We start from the raw sequence: 21,727 nt of genomic DNA, 5'->3' as shown, positions 1-21,727 counted from the left end.
ACATCACGCTACCGGCATGATTGCTGAACTTGACTCACAGGCTTTCAGGGAATGGAAACGGGAAGAAGCAAAGCAATAAAAAAGGGTGTCGCTTTCACGACACCCTTTTCGTTTTACGCCAGCTGATTACGCCTGTAACAGCGTATTCATGCGACGGATGAACAGGTTTGGATCTTCCAGCGTGCCGCGTTCTGCGAACAGCGCCTGATCCAGCAGCAGCTCAATCCACTCGCTGAACTGATCTTCATCAGCCACATCAGAAGCACGTTTCACCAGCGCGTGTTCCGGGTTCAGCTCAAAGATGTATTTCACTTCCGGCGCATCCTGACCGGCAGCGGCAAACAGTTTTGCCATCTGCGTGGTCATTTCGTCGGCACCGGTGGTAACGATGGCTGGCGTATCGGTCAGACGGTGCGTCAGACGCACTTCTTTCACACGATCACCCAGCAGCGTTTTCACGCGCTCAACGAACGGCTCCATCGCTTTTTCAGCTTCTTTCTGCTCTTCGCTTTCGTCAGCCAGTTTGTCCAGTGTATCGTCGGCCTTGCTGACGGACTGGAAGACTTTGCCATCAAACTCAGTCAGATAGCTCATCATCCATTCGTCGATACGGTCAGACAGCAACAGGACTTCAATGCCTTTTTTGCGGAACAATTCCAGATGCGGGCTGCTCTTCGCGGCCGCATAGCTGTCGGCAGTGATGTAATAAATTTTGTCCTGGCCTTCAACCATCGACGCTACATACTCTTCCAGCGACAACGTCTGCTCGCTGCTGTCGTTGCGGGTGCTGGCGAAACGCAGCAGTTTGGCGATCGCTTCTTTGTTCGCACCGTCTTCTGCCGGACCTTCTTTCAATACCAGACCAAACTGTTTCCAGAATTGCAGGTATTTTTCGTTGTCGTCTTTCGCCAGTTTTTCCAGCATTTGCAGAACACGTTTGGTCAGCGCACTGCGCAGGTTCTGGGTGATGCGGCTGTCCTGCAGAATTTCACGGGACACGTTCAGCGGCAGATCGTTGGAATCTATCAGACCACGAACAAAACGCAGGTAGTTCGGCATGAACTGCTCGGCTTCGTCCATGATAAACACGCGCTGCACATACAGTTTCAGGCCGTGTTTATGGTCGCGGTTCCACATATCCCACGGTGCCTGTGAAGGGATGTACAGCAGGCTGGTGTATTCCTGCTTACCTTCAACGCGGTTGTGGCTCCAGCTCAGCGGATCGCTGAAATCATGGGAAATGTGTTTGTAGAATTCTTTATATTCGTCGTCGGTGACTTCCGCTTTACCGCGGGTCCACAGGGCCTGTGCCTTGTTGATTTGTTCCCAGGTGACGGTGTCGTCTTCTTCGTTACGGGTTTCGACTTCAACCGGCAACGCAATATGGTCGGAATATTTACTGATGATGGAGCGCACGCGCCAGTCATCCAGGAATTCGTCCTGATCTTCGCGCAAATGCAGGGTAATTTCAGTCCCGCGATCGGCTTTCTCGATATCCGCCAGGGTGTACTCGCCTTCACCGGCAGATTCCCAGAATACGCCTTCGTCAGCGCTGGCACCGGCTGCGCGGGTGCGCACGGTGACTTTGTCTGCCACGATAAAGGCAGAGTAGAAGCCCACACCAAACTGACCAATCAACTGGCTGTCTTTCGCCTGCTCGGAACCGACAGATTGCAGGAACGCTTTGGTGCCGGATTTGGCGATGGTACCGAGGTTATCGATAACTTCGTCACGGCTCATGCCGATACCGTTATCACTCAGCGTCAGGGTGCGTTTTTCTTTATCAAATGCCAGACGGACATGCAGCTCGCCATCACCTTCATAAAGTTCAGGCGCAGACAATGCGCGGAAACGCAGTTTATCAGCGGCATCTGAGGCGTTGGAAATCAGCTCGCGCAGGAAAATTTCTTTGTTTGAATACAGGGAATGGATCATCAGATGAAGCAGTTGTTTTACTTCAGACTGGAATCCGCGTGTCTCTTGTCCTTTCATACTCATCAAATTACCTCAATCCAGATACTGTTATTGACCAAATCAGACGTTGAGGAATAAGTGGGGTTACGTGTCAGGCTTTTCAAGCACAGGGAGAAAATTTTAAGAAGAAATGCAGAGGGATAGCTGAATAAAACGGGGCGCAGAGAACCGCGCCCGCATAACAGTCAGAACCGAAAGGGATGGCGTCCGGCAAGGGAATGCGACAGCGTGGTGCCGTCGACCATATCCAGTTCGCCTCCGACTGGCACACCGTGCGCAATGCGGCTCGCCAGTACGCCATACTGGCCGCACATTTCAGCGATGTAGTTGGCGGTCGCTTCACCTTCAACCGTCGGGTTAGTCGCCAGGATCACTTCCTGAATATTTTCACTTTCAAGACGCTCTTCCAGACGGCCTAAACCGATGTCGTCCGGCCCGATGCCATCGAGTGGTGACAGGTGTCCCATCAGCACAAAATAGCGACCAGAGAACTGACCGGTTTGTTCTATCGCATGAATGTCCGCCGGGCTTTCCACCACACAAACCTGACCGTTTTCTTTACGCCGTGGATTGGCGCAAATCGTACAGACTTCCTGCTCGGTGAAGGTACGGCAATCGGCACAATGGCCGATCTCAGACATGGCACGCGTTAAAGACTGCGCCAGCCGCATTCCGCCGCTGCGATCACGTTGCAGCAACTGGAATGCCATACGTTGCGCGGACTTCGGGCCGACGCCCGGCAGGCAACGCAACGCCTCCATTAAAGATTCAAGGAGAGGGCTGGTTTGCATCAGAATGGCATCTTGAAGCCTGGTGGCAATTGCATGCCGCCAGATACGGCTGCCATTTTTTCTTTCTGAGTTTCATCGATACGACGTGCAGCATCGTTGAACGCCGCAGCGATCAGATCTTCCAGCATGTCTTTATCGTCTTCCAGCAGGCTTGGATCGATTTCAACGCGACGCACGTTGTGCGCACCGTTGATGGTGATTTTCACCAGGCCAGCGCCTGACTCACCAGTCACTTCCAGCTGAGCGATTTCCGCCTGAGCCTGTTGCATTTTTTCCTGCATTTGCTGGGCCTGTTTCATCAGGTTACCAATGCCGCCTTTTCCAAACATAGTCTTCTCTCTCAGCAATGGCCGCGTCACAATCGCGGCGTTTAAATTGGGCGAATACTTTCTTCATCCAGCTCAGCGTCGAAGAAACGGCGCAAAGTCTGAATGTTGTTATCCGCAATAATAGACTGACGCGCCTGCGCCAGTTTTTCTTCATAAATGGCCTGTCGCCATTCCAGCGGCGTCTTCACCGCCAGATTATCATCTTCCAGCACGGTCAGTTCAACCGGCGTCTGATGCAATGCCGATAAAGCATCCGTCAGCACTTTCTGCGCGGACGGCGAATTCAGGTGCTTTTGCGAGGAACGCAGGTGCAGGCAAATTTTGCCTGGTTCCGGCTGCTCACGATACGCATTCAGCGCCAGTTGCTGCACCAGTTTCGGAATGGTCATCCGGCTGATCTCAGCCGCCCATTCATCACGTTCAATCGCTTCTTCCGCCAGGCGGGAAGCCAGTTCCGGCGATTTTTCATGTTCCAGCGCGGTGCGCAGCGCTTTCGGTGTCGCCACCGGTTCCGGTGCGACTTCCGGTTCCATCATCGCTTTCCAGCGATACGCTTCTTCTTTTATCGGCGCGGCAGGTTCTTTCTTCACAGCCAATGTCTGCGCACGCTCAGTCACCGAAGCGAGACGCTCCAGTGCTGAGGTTGCCGGCCGCGCTTTTCCTGGCGCTGCCGGCTCAGCTTTTTTTGGGGTGGTACTCCCCTGCCTGAGCAATTGTGTTCGTGCCTGTAAAAGTTGCGCGGTGGAATCCGGCATTGACGCCGGTTCTGCATTTCCCTGCGGCGCAGGCGCATTATCGTTTTGTTGCGGCGGTGCGTTACGCGGTGCCGCCGGTTGTGATGGAGCCTGCGGCGCCACATAAGCTGGGGCTGCGACTGGCTGAGGAGCCGGTTCAGCAATAATCACTTTAGGATGGAAGGCCAGCGCGCGCAGCAGCGTCATTTCAACGCCCATACGTTTGTCCGGCGCATAGGCCAGCTCTTTGCGGCCAATCAGTAAGGTCTGATAATAAAGCTGTACGTCCGCAGGCGGAATGACACGCGCCAGTTCGCGCAGGCGTTGTTCAATCGCCGCGTAATGATTATCGAGAACCGATGGTAACAACTGAACCATTGCAATGCGGTGCAGCAACGCCAGCGTTTCCACCAGCAAATTTTCCCAGTCCACGCCACGGGACGCGGCCTGTTCGACCTGCGCCATCATCTGTCCGCCATCGGCGCTGACCAGCGCTTCCAGCATTGCCAGCGGTTGTTCGTCATCCAGTGTACCGAGCATTTGTGCCACGGTTTCGGTCGTCACCGCGCCCTGCCCCATCGCGATCGCCTGATCGGTCAGGCTCAGCGCATCACGCATACTGCCGTCGGCAGCGCGCGAAAGCAGCTGTAAAGCGCGCGGTTCCGTGGTAATGGTTTCCTGGGTTAATACATGTTCGAGCTGTTTACGGATCTGTTCAGCGTCCAGCGCTTTCAGATGGAACTGCAAACAACGCGATAAAATGGTGACCGGCAGTTTTTGCGGATCCGTCGTTGCCAGCAGGAATTTGACGTGTGCGGGCGGCTCTTCCAGCGTTTTCAACAGCGCATTAAAACTGTGACGCGAGAGCATGTGCACTTCGTCAATCAGGTAAACTTTGAAGCGGCCCCGCGCCGGTGCATATTGCACGTTATCCAGCAGCTCACGGGTGTCTTCGACTTTGGTACGGGAAGCGGCATCGATTTCAATCAGATCGACAAAACGGCCCTGCTCGATCTCGCGGCAGTTATCACACACGCCACAAGGGGTGGAGGTAATGCCAGTTTCGCAGTTAAGGCCTTTCGCCAGCAGACGGGCGATGGTGGTTTTCCCTACGCCACGGGTACCGGAAAACAGGTAGGCGTGATGGATGCGCCCGAGCGACAAGCCATTGGCCAGCGCGGTCAGCACATGTTCCTGTCCGACGACGTCGGCAAAAGTTTGGGGGCGCCACTTACGGGCAAGAACCTGATAGCTCATTAACACTTCATCGTTGATTTATAATGAATAATTTGACGATACACGAAAAAACATCGTTTAACCCGTCTTTCTGCGCTGGTCTGCGAAACGGAGACTGAAGACTCAGCATAATGATGCCGGAGCCAGACTGCCACTTCTTAGTGTACCAGCAGGGTCGCCATCATTCCTATTACTTTACTTTTTGCGCAGCGCGCCGCAGTTTCTCCACCTTCCTCCTCCTCCTGACAATTCGCCTCACGGGATGAGGGCAAATTTTGCCCACTCATTACACTTAAATTCACCTCTGTTCTGATAATGCTTCCTGCCTTTCGTAAGGAGAGCCATGAAACACCTGACACTGCCTTTATTATTGCTCATTTCTCCCGCCGCACAGGCCGACTGGACGCTGCAAGGCTTCCCCGGTTTCGCCGAACCGGTCAGCGGAATATTCACCAGCCACGCCACATTACCTAAGGGACAACGCACACTGGAATTACATCAGGATAATCAGTGCTGGCAACCCACGGGTGCGGTAAAGCTTAACGAAATGCTGTCGCTGCAACCTTGTGAAAGCCAGGTGCCGGTTAACTGGAAACTGTTCCGCGCGGGGGATTATCAGGTCCGAATTGATACCCGCAGCGGCACACCCACGCTTCAGCTCAGTTTGAAAACGGTGGAGGAAACCGTCGCCCCGGTGGCGAAAACCTGTCCGCGTGGAGATGGAAAACCGCTGACCGTCGATGTCTCCGGCACTTTTGCTGAGGGTGAAACTGTTCGCGATTTTTATTCTGGTCAGAGCACACAGGTCAGCGGCGGCCACATCACCATGATGCCGGATCCGGCCAGCGGCGGCCTGTTGTTACTGGAAACAGCAGAGCGCAAAGCGCCCGCGGCGTTTAGCTGGAAAAACGCCACAGTGTATTTCGTACTGACCGATCGCTTTGAAAACGGCAATCCGGATAACGATCACAGCTATGGCCGTCACAGTGACGGAATGCAGGAAATCGGCACTTTCCACGGCGGTGATCTGGCCGGGCTGACCAGCAAACTCGACTATCTGCAACAGCTCGGCGTTAACGCACTTTGGATCAGTTCGCCGCTCGAGCAGATCCACGGTTGGGTCGGCGGCGGCACAAAAGGCGACTTCCCGCATTATGCCTATCACGGCTATTACACGCTCGACTGGACAAAACTCGATGCCAATATGGGCACCGGCGAAGATTTACAGAAACTGGTCAGCGAAGCGCACAAACGTGGGATCCGCATTTTATTTGACGTTGTCGTCAATCACACCGGCTACGCCACGCTGGCAGACATGCAAACCTTCCAGTTCGGCTCGTTGTATCTGAAAGGTGATGACATCGGAAAAACACTCGGCAAAAACTGGACTGACTGGAAGCCCGGTCCAGGCCAGAACTGGCACAGTTTTAATGATTATATTAATTTCGGCGACAAAGACGGCTGGAGCACCTGGTGGGGGAAAAAATGGATCCGCACCGACATTGGTGACTATGACTCGCCCGGTTATGACGATCTGACGATGTCATTGGCCTTCCTGCCGGATATTAAAACGGAATCGACGCAAGCCAGCGGCCTGCCCGTTTTCTATCGCAACAAACCCGATACGGCCGCACGTGAAATTCCCGGTGCAACACCGCGTGATTATCTGGTCACCTGGCTCAGTCAGTGGGTGCGGGATTACGGCATAGATGGATTCCGTGTGGATACCGCCAAACACGTCGAAAAAGCGACACTGGCATTACTCAAAGACCGTTCAGCCGAAGCCCTGAAGCAATGGAAAACGGCCAATCCTGCAAAGGCGCTGGATGACGCACCATTCTGGATGACCGGCGAGGCATGGGGCCACGGTGTGATGAAAAGCGATTATTACGCCAATGGTTTTGACGCAATGATTAATTTTGATTTTCAGGATCAGGCCGCGGCGGCGCTGAGTTGTTTTGCCAGCATCGATGCAACTTATCAGCAGATGGCGGAGAAAATGCAGGATTTCAATGTCCTCAGTTATTTGTCATCGCATGATACCCGGCTGTTTTTCGCTGCCGATGCCAAAGGTTCTCTACCGTTACAGCAGCGCGCCGCAGATTTCTTGCTACTGGCACCCGGCGCGGTGCAGATTTATTACGGCGATGAAAGTGGTCGCCAGTTTGGCGCGACGGGTTCAGATCCTTTACAGGGAACGCGTTCTGACATGAACTGGAGTGAGCTGACCGGCCCGAAACAGGCTTTACTGAAGCATTGGCAAAAACTGGGAACTTTCAGGGAACAACATCCGGCGGTTGGCGCAGGCGTGCAGAAATCGCAGCTGACGGCGCAATATTATGCCTTCAGCCGTCAGCAAGGTGACGATAAAATAATGGTGGTCTGGGCAGAAGAAAGAGGGAAATAACGGCGCAGAAAGCAAAAGGCCTCGCGTTAACGGCGAGGCCAGTTCACATCAACGCGCATGAATCAGTGGCCGTCGAAACAGACCAGGCTGTAGCAGTTGATATTTGAATCGTTCAGGCGTTTTTCACCGCCCAGTTCCGGCAGGTTAATGATGAATGCAGCATCAGTCACTTCTCCCCCCAGACGACGGATCAGTTTCGCGGTGGCTTCAATCGTGCCGCCTGTTGCCAGCAAATCGTCGATCACCAGAATTTTTTCGCCAGGTTGAATCGCATCAACGTGGATTTCAAGACTGTCAGTGCCGTATTCAAGATCGTAGGTTTCGCTGATGGTTTCACGCGGTAATTTGCCCGGTTTACGCACGGGAACAAAGCCCACGCCCAGAACCAGCGCAACCGGTGCGCCAAACAGGAAACCTCGTGCTTCAGTGCCCACCACTTTGGTGACGCCGGCATCGCGGTAACGATCGGCCAGTAACTGAATGCTTGCAGCGTAAGCTTTTGGGTCTTCCAGCAAGCTGGTGACGTCACGGAACAGTATGCCTGGCTTAGGATAGTCAGGGATGGTTTTGATACTGTCTTTAATAAACTGTAGCTGCTGTGCGGTAGCGGTCATAATGTAATTGCCTGATAAAGCTGCTGTTCATACTTAAACGCGGGCGGTCAAATGTCCCCCGCCATGCCTGTATAAAGCATGTCGTTCAAGGAAGGAAATTGGGAGCGCACCGACGTACGAGATGCCCAAATCTATGCAAAGCTGCTTTAAAAAGCAACCCGCAGCCGGACATGATCGCCTGTTTTATTGCTCAAGGTCAACCACTGGTAATCGCCACATCATGATCAGCAACGCAAACATCATGCAAACCAATAAAATACGCACCCACAATAACGGCACAAAATATATCGAAATCGCGAAAGTCACCACAATCAGCGCAACCGCTTTCGGTTTTACACCTTTCGGTAACGCGCGATGTGTCTGCCAGTGGCGCAGATAGCTGCCAAACCATGAGCGGTACAATAACCACTGATGGAAACGGGGTGAGGACCGGGCAAAGCACCAGGCCGCCAGCAGTAAAAAGGGGGTTGTCGGCAACAACGGTAACACCACGCCGAGCGTCGCCAGCACCACACACAACCAGCCAACGGTAATCAGTAGTACACGTTTCATGCATTTCCTTCAGCTTAAAACAGGCTGCATAGACGATTTACGGTTTCTCAGTGTAAACAAGTGCGCAGAGGCTGTCATACCGGTAAGCTACGCCAGAGTTTAAGGGAGATTATCGTGAGCACAGAACGAATTTTACATGTCCTCGATCAGCAGATCGAAACACTGGCTCGGGAAATTGAACCGATCGGCCATGTTTCCGCCTCACAGGCACGGTTTGATGTCGCACTTTTCTCAACCAAAGGCACCCGGTTGCGCGATTATCTGGCAGAAATTAAAACCAATTTGCGGCAACTGAATCAGGAAGTACTCGAAAAACGCTCTGCGCAGGTGGCGTTTATCGCCGAACGGCTGGTGGCACAAATTACCGCCATGCAGCGCGAGCTGGCGACCCAGTCTCTGCGCAAAACGCACCAGACACCGGAACGCAAAAGCCATGATAATTACACCAAACTGGCGGAAACTCAGCAGTTCGAGCGACGTCTGATTGCGATGATTGAAGATCGGGAAACCACGCTGGGTCAGCTGGCGACATTCAGCGATCAGCAGCGGGTGCAGAAGGAACTGGCGGCGCTCGAAGGACGTTTAATGCGTTGTCGTCAGGCGCTGGCCAAAATAGAGAGACAAATCGAGCGGCAGGAAAAAGGTTTTTGAATCTTTATCACATTTTTTTAATCCGGCATTCAGGCCGGACCTTTTCTTATCTATAATAGTAAGTCCAAAACCTGCTAATCATAATGTTGGCCTATATGTCCGTAGAAAATGCGCCCCCCGAACTTCAGCTTGCTGTCGATTTGATTTACCTGCTTGAGTGCAACGAAATTGCCCCTGAAACCGCGCTTGCGGCGCTGGAAATCGTACAACGCGATTATCAGGAAAAGTTGAAAAACAGTAAGAGTACACTTTCGATCAGTTACCTTTAAGCTGACCGGCTGCCTGCTTCAGGGGAACCCGTCAATTTCCCCTGAATGGCAACGAATTTCTCAGCTCTGTGGCAATGCATCCGGTTCATCGCCCGGTTGTCGCATTACACGTTTCACTTCCTGCACTTCACTGCCGTCCTGATTATGCAGATACACCTCCAGCTGATTGAACGCGATATTAATGCCGTTTTCGCGGCAAAGCTTATCAATGCTGCGATTGAGTTCATCCACGGTATAACTGCGATCCCCCAGCTCACGTACATACACTCGCAGTTCGTGATCGAGCGTGCTGGCTCCGAAATTCAGGAAGAACACCAATGGCGCGGGGTCACTCATCACACGGGCATTTTCATGCGCCGCCTGCAATAAGATCTCTTTCACTTTGTCGAGATCGGAACCATACGCCACACCGAGTTTGATCAACACGCGGGTGACGGTGTCGCTCAACGACCAGTTGATCAGCCGCTCGGTCACAAACGCTTTATTCGGGATGATCACTTCTTTGCGGTCGAAATCGATAATCGTGGTCGCACGGATACGAATGCGGCTGACGGTGCCTGAGAATGTCCCGATGGTCACGGTATCGCCAATACGCACCGGGCGTTCAAAGAGAATGATCAGCCCTGAAACAAAGTTCGCGAAGATCTCCTGCAAACCAAAGCCCAGCCCCACCGACAGCGCGGCCACCAGCCATTGCAATTTATCCCACGAGACGCCGAGCGATCCAAGCGCTGTCACTGCGCCAATCACCGTAATCGAATAGGTCAGAATGGTCGTAATGGCGTAGGACGTCCCCTGCCGCAATTGCAGCCGCGACAACACGACAACCTCAAGCAATCCCGGCAAATTTCGCGTTAATACATACGCCACAATCACCGCGAGGAAACCGAGCAGGAAATTCCCCAGCGTCACCGTTTGCTGAATAACCGCGCCCGCCACCGTGCTGGAGTAATGCCACAAGGTAATGCTGTCCAGATACGAAATCACCGTCAGCAAATCCGACCAAATCCAGTAAAACACTGTCGCGAAGATAAAGAACAGGCCCATCGTGGTCAGGCGTAATGACTGCTGGTTGATCTGATCCAACCCGATCTGCGGCTCTTCGACCGGCTCGTTGCCCTCCGCGCCATCTTTCGCCGCTATGGTCTGGCGACGCGCCAGCGCTCGGCGATAAGCCAGGCGCCGCGCGGCAACACTGAGTCCGCGCAATGCCGCAAGATAGGCAATGTTCCAGAAAATCAGCAGATACAGGCTGTCAATCCAGCGACCTGCCAGTCGCAACGTGGTGTAAAAATACCCGCTGACCACCAATCCGACGAAGAAAATCGGTGCCAGGGCAATCGCCGTCACCACCACCAGCCGAATACTGTGCGAATCTTTTTCACGCCAGCCATCGCGCGCAATCGGGAAAACCAGAACAGTCAGGGCTAGCATCGTCAGGAAAATCACGACCTGACCGATGATGTCATCCACCAGCCCGAGCGGCGCTTTCTCACCGCGTACCGACCAGAAAATCAGCGGTAACATCACCAGACTCAGACGAATGACAGAACGACGATAGTGAGCACAAGTGGCCGCCGGCGTATTGAAGTGCCGTTCATTTATGCCGCCCGGTTTGAGAATTCGATAACAAAAGCCCATCACCAGCTGGAAAACCGCCAACCGTTGCGCCAGTGTCCAGAAGAAATCACTCGGCTCGATATCACACACTGAAAGCCAGTAGCCGATGCCGAGCATCAGCAGGACGCCGGGCAAAACATTCAGCGCCATTAATGCCAGCGCCTGCGGCGTATGCAGTTGGCTGTCCCGCTTGAGCTGTCCGACATCATTGCTCAACATTTCAATCCGCTGGTTAATATATTTCCTGCGCCACAGCAGCAACAAAATTACGGTTAACAGCGGAATAGTCACCGGCAGGGAATGCAGTGCACCCAGCATCAGCTCACCCGGCGGAATACTGACATGCAGGCTGCTCAGCTGATTTTTCACTTCATCTGGCAATGACTTGATGAACTCCCAGTTCATCGGTTTATTGCTGCTCACCCAAAAAATCTGCTGGGTCAGCGTTTCGGTCAGCGACTGGTTGATGCTCAGCAATTGTTGCTGGTTAATCTGCAAACTGATGGCCAGCGACAGCTGATTACCGAGCTGTTTATTCAGTTGATCAAGTAGCTCACGTCGCATGTCGACAATCTGATCCAGTGCATCACTGATATCGCCGTTAATCGTCTCTTTGCTGTTGGCCACTACGCCCTGAATGTAGCTGTCGCCCTGGAATAAGGCATCACGCTGCTGATTGATCTTGAACTGTTCGAGACGCAGATCGGCAATGTGCGTGCTCATGTCCGTTATCAGGCCGGAAGGCGGGATGGTATTTTGTTGTTGCTGATATAAAATGCGCGACAGCAATAAACTGCCCTTCAGTACAGTGATTTGCTCTTTGAGGTCATGCTCAGCCTGCGCCGAACGGTCGAGCCAGTTTTTCACCGTGATGTTTTTCTGCACCAGCTGGTTGCCCTCTTCCGTGGCGGCAATCAGGCGTTCACTGAGCTGGCGGTTAATCCCCAGTTCCTGCGCAACAAGCGGATCATTTTGGATGTCCGAGGTGTCGTCCGGGGTCTGTGCTTCTTTTGCCGTGCGTTCAGACAAAATCAGCCGCTTTCCGTTGACCACTTCCTGCAACAGCTGCGCGGTATGTTCCAGCTGGCTGATGTGCGCATTGGTGTAATCGCGTTGTTTTTGCAGTAAATCCTGTAACGTAGTGTTGGCCTCGAGGCTCTTACGTTGCAGATCAATCTGCGCAGTCAGCAAAGCCTGCTGCGTCACGAGCATATTTTGCTGAGTAGTTCGTAAATCTTGCTGACCAGGCGACATGCCATTGAGCTGATTGCGGATTTTCTGGATAGCCAGCGAATAGGTGTACATCGCGTTCTGCACGCGTTCCGGCTGGGTTTGCAGGGAAATCAGCTGGGTATTGAATGTGGATAAATCTTCCTGAGAAGACTGAAGATCATCGAGGGTATCGTTAAGACGATTTTCCAGCTGACGCAGCGATAAAGCGCCAAGTTGCGCTTTGTTGACGTCATCTTTGGGGTTGTTTTTGATTTGCTCGAGGCCATCCATCGCCACCCGTAATTTCTGCGGTGCTTCTGCGACCTGTTTTTGCAGCTGATTAACTTCCTGTTTCACCCGATCAAGCGCATCAAGGTATTCCAGCGTGTGGATCAAATCCTGTTGCGATAGCTTATCGACCGGCGTCAGGTTTTTTTGGCGATTTAACGCATCAAGCTGGTTTTGAACTTCATTACGGCCCGGAATATCATTACTGGCAGCATGACCGGGGAAGGAGAAAAGAAACAATGCAACGCATATCACAAACGTAAAAAAACCTGCCATTCCCTTTTTTTTCAGGAGAGAAATTACGTCAGAAGCGGCGGCCAGAAACCAGATAAACATACGTCGGTGTCAACTCATACCAAATGAATAATAGGTGATGACAATAGCAGCGTTCACGATGAAAGGAAGGAGAAAAGCGTATCTGAATACAACATCAGTGTGTTTATTTTGTCGCCAAAATGGAGAACAGATTTGCAGGCTTATTAATACAGCGGAAAGCAGTAAGACGTTATTTTATCATGGTAAGAAAGGATGAGTGGCGAAGCATATCTATATACGTATCCACAAACCTTCCGGCATTGCCTTCTAAATCAAAGCTTTCAGGAATAAATAACCAGTTTTCCATTAAACCGGAGAGATAGGCGCGTAAAATAACGGCGGCCTGGCGGGTATCGAGATTGGCCGGGAGTTGCTTTTCTTCTATGCAGCGTACGAGAATACGCTCAATTTTACCGTATCCTTCCATATAGAGCGCTTTGCGCGCTTCATGAACCGATGTCATCTCCCCAACAAATTCACATTTATGGAATATAATCTCCATCAATGCTTTACGCTGGCTATCTGTGACGGTGGCGACCAGTATGTAAATAAGGATTTCGCGCAAAATACGCAGTGGATTATTCGGAAACTTTGTCTGATACTCTACTTCGAGCACTTTTATCCGGGATTCATAAGCTTCCCAGATCGCGTTAAACAGTTCCACTTTGTTCCTGAAATGCCAATAAATTGCGCCCCGCGTCACACCGGCTGCATTTGCAATATCAGTCAGTGATGTCGACGATACTCCACGGGCAGAAAATTCACGCACAGCAGCATCCAGAATCTGTTGTCTGGTTTCCAGTGCCTGTGATTTGGTTTTTCGTGCCATAGGTTTATCTTTATGGGGAGTTTGATTTACATACATTCTTGAATGTATGTAACATAGCACGCACATACTAAAAGCGCAGCAATGGATTTGGGATGTTGTGATCCATTGGACAATTTGAAATCGGACACTTGAGGTTTATTTATGAACAAAAACAGAGGGTTAACGCCTCTGGCGGTAGTTCTGATGCTATCCGGAAGCTTAGCACTTACAGGATGTAACGATAAAGAAGCTCAGCAAGGTGCGCCACAGGCTCCGCAGGTTGGCGTCGTTACTCTGAAAACTGAACCGCTTAATGTGACTACCGAACTTCCTGGTCGTACTGCTGCTTTTCGCATTGCTGAAGTGCGCCCGCAGGTTAACGGTATCATTCTCAAACGTAACTTCGTTGAAGGTAGCGACATCAAAGCCGGTACCTCCTTATATCAAATTGATCCTGCCACTTATCAGGCCGCGTATGACAGCGCTAAAGGCGATCTGGTAAAAGCTCAGGCGAATGCACAAATTTCCCGTCTTACCGTGACACGTTACAAGCCTCTGCTCGGTACCAGTTACATCAGCAAGCAAGATTACGATACGGCTGTCGCAACTGCGGCACAGGCTGATGCTGCAGTAGTCAGTGCGAAAGCAGCCGTTGAGTCTGCACGCATCAATCTGGCTTACACCAAAGTGACCTCCCCGATCAGCGGACGTATCGGTAAATCGTCTGTGACAGAAGGTGCACTGGTGTCTAACGGCCAGGCCACTGCGCTGGCAACCGTGCAACAGCTCGACCCTATCTACGTTGACGTAACACAGTCCAGCAATGATTTCCTGCGTCTGAAACAGGAACTGGCTGACGGTTCACTGAAACAGGCTGACGGTAAAGCGCAAGTCAAACTGCTGATGGATAACGGTAAAGAATATTCACAGCCGGGTACATTAGAATTCTCTGATGTGACTGTTGATGAAACCACCGGTTCCATTACTTTACGAGCCATCTTCCCGAATCCAAATGATTCCCTGCTGCCGGGTATGTTTGTGCGCGCACGTCTTGATGAAGGTGTTAACAACAACGCACTGCTGGTTCCGCAGCAAGGTATCACTCGTAACCCACGTGGTGATGCAACAGCGATGGTTATCGGCGCTGACAATAAAGTTGAACTTCGTACTGTGACCACAACACAAGCTATTGGCGACAAATGGGTTGTTACTGACGGTTTAAAAAGTGGCGATAAAGTTATCGTGACAGGACTGCAAAAAATTAAGCCAGGCGTACAGGTTACTGCACAGGAAGTCGATCAAAACGCAGCAGCGCCCGCTACAGCGACGAAGTCTTAATAGGAGCCGGTAATTCATGGCTAAGTTTTTTATAGATCGTCCCATCTTTGCATGGGTGATCGCCATCATAATCATGTTGGCGGGGGGATTGGCAATTCTTAAATTGCCAATTGCGCAGTATCCAACCGTTGCGCCACCGGCTATCCAGCTGACCGCAACCTATCCGGGCGCGGATGCGCAAACGGTACAGGATACCGTTACTCAGGTTATTGAACAGAACATGAACGGTATCGACAACATGATGTACATGTCGTCGACCAGTGATTCATCCGGTACTGTTCAGATTACCCTGACCTTTGCTTCAGGTACTGACGCGGATATCGCACAGGTACAGGTTCAGAACAAACTGCAGCTCGCAACGCCGTTGCTGCCGCAGGAAGTTCAGCAACAGGGTATCTCCGTTGAGAAATCGAGCAGCAGCTTCCTGATGGTGGCCGGTTTTATTTCCAACAATGGTTCAATGACTCAGGATGACATCGCCGACTACGTCGGTTCCAACGTCAAGGATCCTATCAGCCGTACCGCCGGTGTGGGTGACGTTCAGCTGTTCGGTGCTCAGTACGCGATGCGTATCTGGATGGATCCGAACAAACTGAACAACTTCCAGCTGACGCCGGTGGATGTGATTAACGCCATCAAAGTTCAGAACAACCAGATTGCAGCCGGTCAGTTGGGTGGTACGCCACCGGTTCCGGGCCAGCAGTTGAACTCCTCTATCGTGGCCCAGACCCGTCTGAAGTCACCGGATGAATTCGGCAAAATCATTCTGAAAGTGAATCAGGATGGTTCTCAGGTTCGCCTGAAAGATGTGGCTAAAATCGAACTCGGTGGTGAAAACTACGACGTTATTGCCCGTTTTAACGGACAACCTGCGTCAGGTTTGGGTATCAAACTGGCAACGGGTGCGAACGCCCTGAACACCGCAGCGTCTGTAAAAGCCACGCTGGCTAAACTTGAACCGTTCTTCCCGGCTGGCTTAGAAGTTGTTTACCCATACGACACTACGCCGTTCGTAAAAATCTCGATTAAAGAAGTCGGTAAAACGCTGTTCGAGGCCATCGTCCTGGTATTCCTGGTGATGTTCCTGTTCCTGCAAAACTTCCGCGCAACCCTGATCCCAACGATCGCGGTTCCTGTGGTCTTGCTGGGCACCTTTGCAATCCTGGCGGCATTCGGTTATTCGATAAACACCCTGACGATGTTCGGGATGGTGCTCGCGATAGGCTTGCTCGTCGATGACGCCATCGTCGTCGTCGAGAACGTCGAACGCGTCATGGTCGAAGAAGGGCTGCCGCCTAAAGAAGCCACCAAAAAATCCATGGAGCAGATCCAGGGTGCATTGGTCGGTATCGCGATGGTGCTGTCCGCAGTATTCATTCCGATGGCCTTCTTCGGCGGTTCAACCGGTGTTATCTACCGTCAGTTCTCCATCACCATCGTTTCTGCCATGGTGCTGTCGGTTCTGGTGGCGATGATCCTGACGCCTGCGCTTTGTGCGACCATGCTTAAGCCGGTTGCCAAAGGCGAGCATCACGAGAAGAAAGGTTTCTTCGGCTGGTTTAACAAGAAATTCGAGCAAAGTACGCACCACTACACCGACAGCGTAGGCAACATTCTGCGCAGCACCGGTCGTTATCTGGTGATTTATCTGTTGATCGTTGTCGGCATGGCATTCCTGTTTATCCGCCTGCCAACCTCCTTCCTGCCGGAAGAAGACCAGGGTGTATTCCTGACCATGGCGCAGTTGCCAGCAGGTGCAACCCAGGAACGTACGCAGAAAGTGCTCGATGAAGTTACCGATTACTATCTGAACAAAGAAAAAGCTAACGTGAACTCGGTGTTTACGGTTAACGGCTTTGGCTTCGCAGGTCGTGGTCAGAATACCGGTATCGCGTTCGTCAGTCTGAAAGACTGGTCTGAGCGTAGCGGCGCTGAAAACAAGGTTCCTGCGATTGCAGGCCGTGCAATGGGTGCGTTCAGTACCATTAAAGATGCACTGGTGTTCCCGTTCAACTTACCCGCGATTGTTGAGTTGGGTACGGCGACAGGCTTCGACTTCCAGCTGATTGACCAGGCTAACCTTGGGCATGACAAACTGACACAAGCACGTAACCAGTTGCTGGGCATGGTGGCTCAACATCCTGACTTGCTGACTCAGGTTCGTCCGAACGGTCTGGAAGATACACCACAGTACAAAATCGAGATTGATCAGGAAAAAGCAACGGCACTTGGCGTTTCAATTTCCGACATCAACACCACATTGGGTGCCTCGGTTGGTGGTAGCTACGTCAACGACTTCATCGATCGTGGTCGTGTGAAGAAAGTGTACGTTCAGGCTGAAAATAAATACCGTATGTTGCCATCAGACATCAACAATCTGTATGTCCGTGGCAGCGCAGGCCAGATGGTGCCGTTCTCCGCGTTCTCAAGTGCGAAATGGGAATACGGCTCACCGCGTCTGGAACGTTATAACGGCCTGCCATCAATGGAAATTCTGGGTCAGCCAGCTCCGGGTAAAAGTTCGGGTGCTGCCATGGCGATGATGGAGTCTCTGGCTTCTAAACTGCCAAACGGTATCGGCTATGACTGGACTGGCCTGTCTTATCAGGAACGTTTGTCAGGTAACCAGGCCCCGGCCTTGTACGCTATCTCCCTGATCGTCGTCTTCCTGTGTCTGGCAGCGTTGTACGAAAGCTGGTCAATACCGTTCTCGGTTATGCTGGTGGTTCCGCTCGGTGTTGTCGGTGCACTTATTGCAGCTACGATGCGCGGTTTGAGCAACGACGTATACTTCCAGGTGGGTCTGCTGACCACTATCGGGCTGTCTGCGAAGAACGCCATATTGATTGTTGAATTCGCCAAAGACCTGATGGATAAAGAAGGCAAAGGTCTTATCGAATCAACGCTTGAAGCGGTTCGTATGCGTCTGCGCCCGATCCTGATGACATCGCTGGCGTTCATCCTTGGTGTTATGCCGCTGGTTATCAGTTCCGGTGCAGGTTCCGGCTCACAGAACGCTGTAGGTACCGGCGTAATGGGCGGGATGATCACGGCGACCCTGCTGGCGATCTTCTTTGTTCCGGTCTTCTTCGTGGTGGTTCGTCGCCGCTTTGGTAAGAAGAACGAGGATATCGAACATACGCACAAAGTAGAGCATCCGACGCTGTAACCGGATCTCCCATCTAAACGAAAGGCCGCTTATGCGGCCTTTTTTTTCGCCTGAGACTTGAACCGGAAAAAGGATGAGTGCATAATTAATGTTATAGTATAACATAACACTTAGAGGCATTATGAAACCCACTATCCATCCTGCGTACCGCACCGTGGTTTTTCACGACACCAGTGCTGACGAATACTTCAAAGTTGGCTCGACTATCTCGACGGACCGCACCATTGAACTGGAAGGGGCTACCTACCCGTATATCAGCATTGAAGTGTCTTCAGCCTCTCACCCTTACTACACCGGTAAGCAGAAAGAGTATTCCAAAGAAGGCAGTACCGCGCGCTTTAACCAACGCTTCGGCAGCTTCCTCGGTAAGAAATAAATGACATCAGGGAAATCGTTATGCAGGTTCTGAGTTCATTACGTTCAGCGAAAAATCGTCATCCGGATTGCCGCGTAGTCCGCCGCAAAGGCAGGGTTTATGTGATTTGCAAAAGCAATCCACGTTTTAAAGCCGTACAAGGTAAGAAGAAAAAGCGTTAACACCTCGTCTTCTCATTCCTTCTGTACTAAAAACAAAAGCCCCGTCGCTTGCCCGACAGGGCTTTTTCTTATGCTAAGACATGATGTAAAGCTCCCCACAGCATAGCCGTGAGGAGCGAAGATCTTATTTCATGCTGGCGACAATCGTCTCAACGTTATGCTTAAACGCTTTCACGTAAGTTGTCGCTGGTCCTTTCGGGCCGGACAATGCTTCAGGGTACAACTCCCCCCCTGGCTCAGCACCGCTGGCTGCTGCTATCTGTTTAACCAGACGCGGGTCGGTCTGATTTTCGATGAAGTAAGTTTTCACCTTCTCTGCTTTAATCTGCTTAATCAGAGAAGCCACACCACTGGCACTTGCTTCAGCTTCCGTAGAAAAACCAACGGGCGCCATAAAGCTGACGTGATATTCCTGACCAAAATAGCCGAAGGCATCATGGCTGGTCAGCACTTTACGTTTCGACTGTGGGATACCGGTAAATTCAGTTTTTGCCCACGCATCCAGCTTTTGCAATTGTTCAATATAAGCAGTGCCGCGCTGACGGAAATAATCCGCATCTTCTGGATCCACTTTGATCAGCGCATTCATCACGTTAGTGGCATAAATCACGCCATTCGCCATACTGTTCCATGCGTGAGGATCGGTGATTTGCTTACCGTCTTCTTCCATTTTGCGGGAATTTACGCCTTCCGATGCTGTTACCAGATGACCTTTATAACCCGATGCAGTCACCAGGCGATCGATCCACCCTTCCAGGCCCAGACCGCTGACAAAGACAACATCAGACGCATTGATGGCTTTGCTGTCTTTAGGTGAAGGTTCGAAGCTATGCGGGTCACCGTCCGGTCCGACTAACGTCGTGACTTTCACATGCTCCCCCCCCACTTCCTGAACGATATCTCCAAGAATTGAAAAGCTGGCTACCGCATTGACGGTTTTAGCCATCGCCAGCGGACTCGACAGCAGGGCAGCTACTGCGAGTGATACAGGTAATAATTTCATCATGTCCCCTTAATTGTGGTACTGCTTATTAACGTATTGCTGCTTAACTTCGCGAGGCGGTTAACATGCCGCCCCGCTTTCCGAATAAAACCGAAATGAAGAAGATCACTGTCGCACTCAGCACTATCGCGGGCCCGGCGGGCAACGAAGCATAATAAGACCAGATGAGTCCTACAACGCTGGCAATCACACCAATAATCATCGCGCTCAGTAAGGTATGAGGCAGGTCGCGAGCCCAGAAACGGGCACTGGCGGCAGGCAACATCATCAGCCCGACAGACATCAGAGTGCCGAGGATCTGGAAACCCGCCACCAGATTGATCACCACCAGCGCCAGAAACATTCCATGGATCGCTGCCAGCCATTTTCCGGCGCTGACGCGCAGAAATAGCGAATCAAATGACTCAATGACCAGTGCACGGTAAATGCATGCCAAGACCAGTAAAGAAAGACTGGCGATAATACCGACCATAATCATGGCGGATGAATCGATGGCAAGAATTGAGCCAAACAGCACATGTAAAAGATCCACGCTCGAACCGCGCAGGGAAACCAGCGTGACCCCAAGTGCCAGAGAGCCAAGATAGAAACCGGCAAAACTGGCGTCTTCTTTCAATTGTGTACGACGACTCACCAGCCCGGACAGCATCGCAACAGCCAGGCCTGCGATAAAACCACCAATCCCCATGGCGACCAGCGACATCCCCGAGATCAGATAGCCAATCGCTGCGCCGGGTAAAACAGCATGCGAAAGTGCATCACCCACCAGACTCATCCGGCGTAATAACAGGAAAACGCCCAATGGCGTGGCGCTGATTGATAATGCGATGCAGGCAATCAAAGCGCGCCGCATGAAACCGAATTCAATGAAAGGATCGGCAAGCAGATGAAAAAGCATCATGAATTTGCGACTCCCGTCGTCAGGGAGAAAGGTTCTGTCGAAATGCAGGCATGCGCCTGATGAGGAAAATGCCCGAGGACATCCTGTGCGCTTCCCCATAAATTCTGCTGTCCACTGAGGTAAAGCACGTGCGGAAAGTGTCGTGCAACCATCGAAATATCATGCAAAACCGCGATGACAGTTTTTCCTTCCTGATGCCATTGCGCGATGACTTTTAACAGTAAATCGATGGTTTGAGTGTCGATACCTGTGAACGGTTCATCAAGCATAATGAGGGGTGCCTGTTGCACCAGTAAGCGGGCAAACAGCGTACGTTGCAATTGCCCGCCAGAAAGCGATCCTACGGGCAGATGCGACATTTCCGTCATCCCCACCGTCTCCAGCGCCTTATCGACGGCTATCGCAGACTGTTGGTTTATGCCACCGAATAACCCGCTTTGCGGCCAGCATCCCATCGCGACCAGATCAAACACGCTGATAGGGAAACTGCGATCCAGCTCAGCCTGCTGTGGCAAATACGCCAGTCGGGGGCGTTTCCCGCCCGTGAAAGTTATATTCCCTGCCACAGCCTGCTGCAAACCGGCTAATGTTTTGAGAAAGGTGGATTTCCCGGCACCGTTGGCACCAATGACAGCTGTCAGGGAACCCGGACAAAACTGTCCGTTAAGGGGCATGGCCACCGCCTGACGGTCATACCCCACTTCGAGGTCATTAACAAAAATCATGGTAGTGAAATTGCCCAGTAAATAGCTGCCCATAACAAAGCGAGCACAGCCAGTACAGCGACGCAGCGTACCGGCGAAGAAAGTGTAAAGAGTGTTTTTGTCATACCCCCTCCAAAAAGTTATAATATAACATCACAATAGGGTATGAGTATCAATACATGAACTGTTTCAGTTTTTTACGGCAGAAGGGATAGCAGGCCGTTTTTGAGAGAACACGGATCTTAACTGTTAAAAAAGAGTAAAAATTGATGAAT

Annotated in this window: 18 protein-coding genes and 1 other annotated feature; of the genes, 7 read left to right on the top strand and 11 right to left on the bottom strand. The window is 51.8% G+C overall.

Going from position 1 to position 21,727, the window contains the following annotated elements; genetic code table 11:
- Nucleotides 1-126: 126 nt before the first annotated feature.
- The 4 genes from htpG to dnaX form a co-directional block, all read right to left on the bottom strand.
- Nucleotides 127-1,992 carry a molecular chaperone HtpG gene (gene htpG / locus ABIC79_RS11635; RefSeq protein WP_354567411.1) on the bottom strand — a complete coding sequence of 622 codons (1,866 nt, stop codon included), beginning with the start codon at nt 1,990-1,992 and terminating at the stop codon, nt 127-129.
- 167 nt (nt 1,993-2,159) lie between these two features.
- Entirely contained in the window at nt 2,160-2,765 is a 606-nt protein-coding gene (gene recR, locus ABIC79_RS11630) for a recombination mediator RecR (protein ID WP_112197396.1), read from the bottom strand.
- The gene (locus ABIC79_RS11625; protein WP_013576599.1) at nt 2,765-3,094 is read right to left on the bottom strand and encodes a YbaB/EbfC family nucleoid-associated protein; all 330 of its coding nucleotides are present in this window, start codon (nt 3,092-3,094) and stop codon (nt 2,765-2,767) included. Before ABIC79_RS11625 ends, recR begins: the two co-directional genes overlap by 1 nt.
- 41 nt (nt 3,095-3,135) lie before the next feature.
- The gene (dnaX, locus tag ABIC79_RS11620) at nt 3,136-5,085 is read right to left on the bottom strand and encodes a DNA polymerase III subunit gamma/tau (RefSeq protein ID WP_013576600.1); all 1,950 of its coding nucleotides are present in this window, start codon (nt 5,083-5,085) and stop codon (nt 3,136-3,138) included.
- Nucleotides 3,736-3,800: a sequence feature (DnaX frameshifting element), on the bottom strand. (Overlaps the previous gene by 65 nt.)
- 322 nt (nt 5,086-5,407) lie before the next feature.
- Here dnaX and ABIC79_RS11615 point away from each other — a divergent pair.
- Nucleotides 5,408-7,471 carry an alpha-amylase gene (locus ABIC79_RS11615; protein WP_126125076.1) on the top strand — a complete coding sequence of 688 codons (2,064 nt, stop codon included), beginning with the start codon at nt 5,408-5,410 and terminating at the stop codon, nt 7,469-7,471.
- 62 nt (nt 7,472-7,533) lie between these two features.
- Here the strand turns inward: ABIC79_RS11615 and apt are convergent, their stop codons facing one another.
- Nucleotides 7,534-8,085, bottom strand: coding sequence for an adenine phosphoribosyltransferase (gene apt, locus ABIC79_RS11610; protein ID WP_013576602.1), 552 nt, complete (start codon nt 8,083-8,085; stop codon nt 7,534-7,536).
- A gap of 183 nt (nt 8,086-8,268) precedes the next feature.
- Nucleotides 8,269-8,637, bottom strand: coding sequence for a DUF454 family protein (locus tag ABIC79_RS11605; RefSeq protein WP_013576603.1), 369 nt, complete (start codon nt 8,635-8,637; stop codon nt 8,269-8,271).
- A gap of 114 nt (nt 8,638-8,751) precedes the next feature.
- Between ABIC79_RS11605 and priC the strand changes: the two genes are divergently transcribed.
- Nucleotides 8,752-9,288, top strand: a complete 537-nt coding sequence (gene priC / locus ABIC79_RS11600; RefSeq protein WP_013576604.1) for a primosomal replication protein PriC — start codon at nt 8,752-8,754, stop codon at nt 9,286-9,288.
- Nucleotides 9,289-9,383: 95 nt separating this feature from the next.
- On the top strand, nt 9,384-9,557 hold the full coding sequence (gene rsmS, locus ABIC79_RS11595) for a pleiotropic regulatory protein RsmS (RefSeq protein WP_015690305.1): 174 nt from the start codon (nt 9,384-9,386) through the stop codon (nt 9,555-9,557).
- A gap of 60 nt (nt 9,558-9,617) precedes the next feature.
- On the opposite strand, the gene mscK is transcribed toward rsmS, so the two are convergent.
- Both mscK and acrR read right to left on the bottom strand, forming a co-directional pair.
- Nucleotides 9,618-13,013: a mechanosensitive channel MscK gene (mscK, locus tag ABIC79_RS11590; protein WP_013576606.1), complete on the bottom strand. Its 3,396-nt coding sequence runs from the start codon at nt 13,011-13,013 to the stop codon at nt 9,618-9,620.
- Between the two features lie 169 nt (nt 13,014-13,182).
- Nucleotides 13,183-13,821: a multidrug efflux transporter transcriptional repressor AcrR gene (gene acrR / locus ABIC79_RS11585; protein ID WP_013576607.1), complete on the bottom strand. Its 639-nt coding sequence runs from the start codon at nt 13,819-13,821 to the stop codon at nt 13,183-13,185.
- A gap of 141 nt (nt 13,822-13,962) precedes the next feature.
- On the opposite strand from acrR, the gene ABIC79_RS11580 reads away from it, so the two are divergent.
- From ABIC79_RS11580 to ykgO, 4 genes are all read left to right on the top strand, one after another.
- A complete protein-coding gene (locus ABIC79_RS11580; RefSeq protein ID WP_013576608.1) occupies nt 13,963-15,138 on the top strand; it encodes an efflux RND transporter periplasmic adaptor subunit in 1,176 nt (391 codons plus the stop codon).
- A 16-nt stretch (nt 15,139-15,154) separates the two neighbouring features.
- A complete protein-coding gene (gene acrB / locus ABIC79_RS11575) occupies nt 15,155-18,307 on the top strand; it encodes a multidrug efflux RND transporter permease subunit AcrB (protein ID WP_013576609.1) in 3,153 nt (1,050 codons plus the stop codon).
- Between the two features lie 121 nt (nt 18,308-18,428).
- Nucleotides 18,429-18,683 carry a type B 50S ribosomal protein L31 gene (locus tag ABIC79_RS11570; protein WP_013576610.1) on the top strand — a complete coding sequence of 85 codons (255 nt, stop codon included), beginning with the start codon at nt 18,429-18,431 and terminating at the stop codon, nt 18,681-18,683.
- 20 nt (nt 18,684-18,703) lie between these two features.
- Nucleotides 18,704-18,844, top strand: a complete 141-nt coding sequence (ykgO, locus tag ABIC79_RS11565; protein WP_013576611.1) for a type B 50S ribosomal protein L36 — start codon at nt 18,704-18,706, stop codon at nt 18,842-18,844.
- A 124-nt stretch (nt 18,845-18,968) separates the two neighbouring features.
- Here ykgO and ABIC79_RS11560 read toward each other — a convergent pair whose 3' ends face one another.
- From ABIC79_RS11560 to ABIC79_RS11550, 3 genes are read right to left on the bottom strand one after another with little or no spacing between them, the layout of a single operon-like run.
- Nucleotides 18,969-19,847, bottom strand: coding sequence for a metal ABC transporter substrate-binding protein (locus ABIC79_RS11560; RefSeq protein ID WP_013576612.1), 879 nt, complete (start codon nt 19,845-19,847; stop codon nt 18,969-18,971).
- 43 nt (nt 19,848-19,890) lie between these two features.
- Nucleotides 19,891-20,748: a metal ABC transporter permease gene (locus tag ABIC79_RS11555; protein WP_013576613.1), complete on the bottom strand. Its 858-nt coding sequence runs from the start codon at nt 20,746-20,748 to the stop codon at nt 19,891-19,893.
- A complete protein-coding gene (locus tag ABIC79_RS11550; protein WP_173362112.1) occupies nt 20,745-21,473 on the bottom strand; it encodes a metal ABC transporter ATP-binding protein in 729 nt (242 codons plus the stop codon). Before ABIC79_RS11550 ends, ABIC79_RS11555 begins: the two co-directional genes overlap by 4 nt.
- Between the last annotated feature and the right edge of the window lie 254 nt (nt 21,474-21,727).

The organism is Rahnella sp. 2050 (genome assembly GCF_040544515.1).
Classification (GTDB): domain Bacteria; phylum Pseudomonadota; class Gammaproteobacteria; order Enterobacterales; family Enterobacteriaceae; genus Rahnella; species Rahnella aceris.
Note: the sequence above shows the minus strand (reverse complement) of the source record. Positions and strands in the feature narration are given on the sequence as shown.

Bases quoted from the DNA above. Each gene is read 5' to 3' on its own strand.
- htpG (WP_354567411.1), bottom strand. From the start codon at position 1,992: ATGAAAGGACAAGAGACACGCGGATTCCAGTCTGAAGTAAAACAACTG.
- recR (WP_112197396.1), bottom strand. From the start codon at position 2,765: ATGCAAACCAGCCCTCTCCTTGAATCTTTAATGGAGGCGTTGCGTTGC.
- ABIC79_RS11625 (WP_013576599.1), bottom strand. From the start codon at position 3,094: ATGTTTGGAAAAGGCGGCATTGGTAACCTGATGAAACAGGCCCAGCAA.
- dnaX (WP_013576600.1), bottom strand. From the start codon at position 5,085: ATGAGCTATCAGGTTCTTGCCCGTAAGTGGCGCCCCCAAACTTTTGCC.
- ABIC79_RS11615 (WP_126125076.1), top strand. From the start codon at position 5,408: ATGAAACACCTGACACTGCCTTTATTATTGCTCATTTCTCCCGCCGCA.
- apt (WP_013576602.1), bottom strand. From the start codon at position 8,085: ATGACCGCTACCGCACAGCAGCTACAGTTTATTAAAGACAGTATCAAA.
- ABIC79_RS11605 (WP_013576603.1), bottom strand. From the start codon at position 8,637: ATGAAACGTGTACTACTGATTACCGTTGGCTGGTTGTGTGTGGTGCTG.
- rsmS (WP_015690305.1), top strand. From the start codon at position 9,384: ATGTCCGTAGAAAATGCGCCCCCCGAACTTCAGCTTGCTGTCGATTTG.
- mscK (WP_013576606.1), bottom strand. From the start codon at position 13,013: ATGTTTATCTGGTTTCTGGCCGCCGCTTCTGACGTAATTTCTCTCCTG.
- acrR (WP_013576607.1), bottom strand. From the start codon at position 13,821: ATGGCACGAAAAACCAAATCACAGGCACTGGAAACCAGACAACAGATT.
- ABIC79_RS11580 (WP_013576608.1), top strand. From the start codon at position 13,963: ATGAACAAAAACAGAGGGTTAACGCCTCTGGCGGTAGTTCTGATGCTA.
- acrB (WP_013576609.1), top strand. From the start codon at position 15,155: ATGGCTAAGTTTTTTATAGATCGTCCCATCTTTGCATGGGTGATCGCC.
- ABIC79_RS11570 (WP_013576610.1), top strand. From the start codon at position 18,429: ATGAAACCCACTATCCATCCTGCGTACCGCACCGTGGTTTTTCACGAC.
- ykgO (WP_013576611.1), top strand. From the start codon at position 18,704: ATGCAGGTTCTGAGTTCATTACGTTCAGCGAAAAATCGTCATCCGGAT.
- ABIC79_RS11560 (WP_013576612.1), bottom strand. From the start codon at position 19,847: ATGAAATTATTACCTGTATCACTCGCAGTAGCTGCCCTGCTGTCGAGT.
- ABIC79_RS11555 (WP_013576613.1), bottom strand. From the start codon at position 20,748: ATGATGCTTTTTCATCTGCTTGCCGATCCTTTCATTGAATTCGGTTTC.
- ABIC79_RS11550 (WP_173362112.1), bottom strand. From the start codon at position 21,473: ATGATTTTTGTTAATGACCTCGAAGTGGGGTATGACCGTCAGGCGGTG.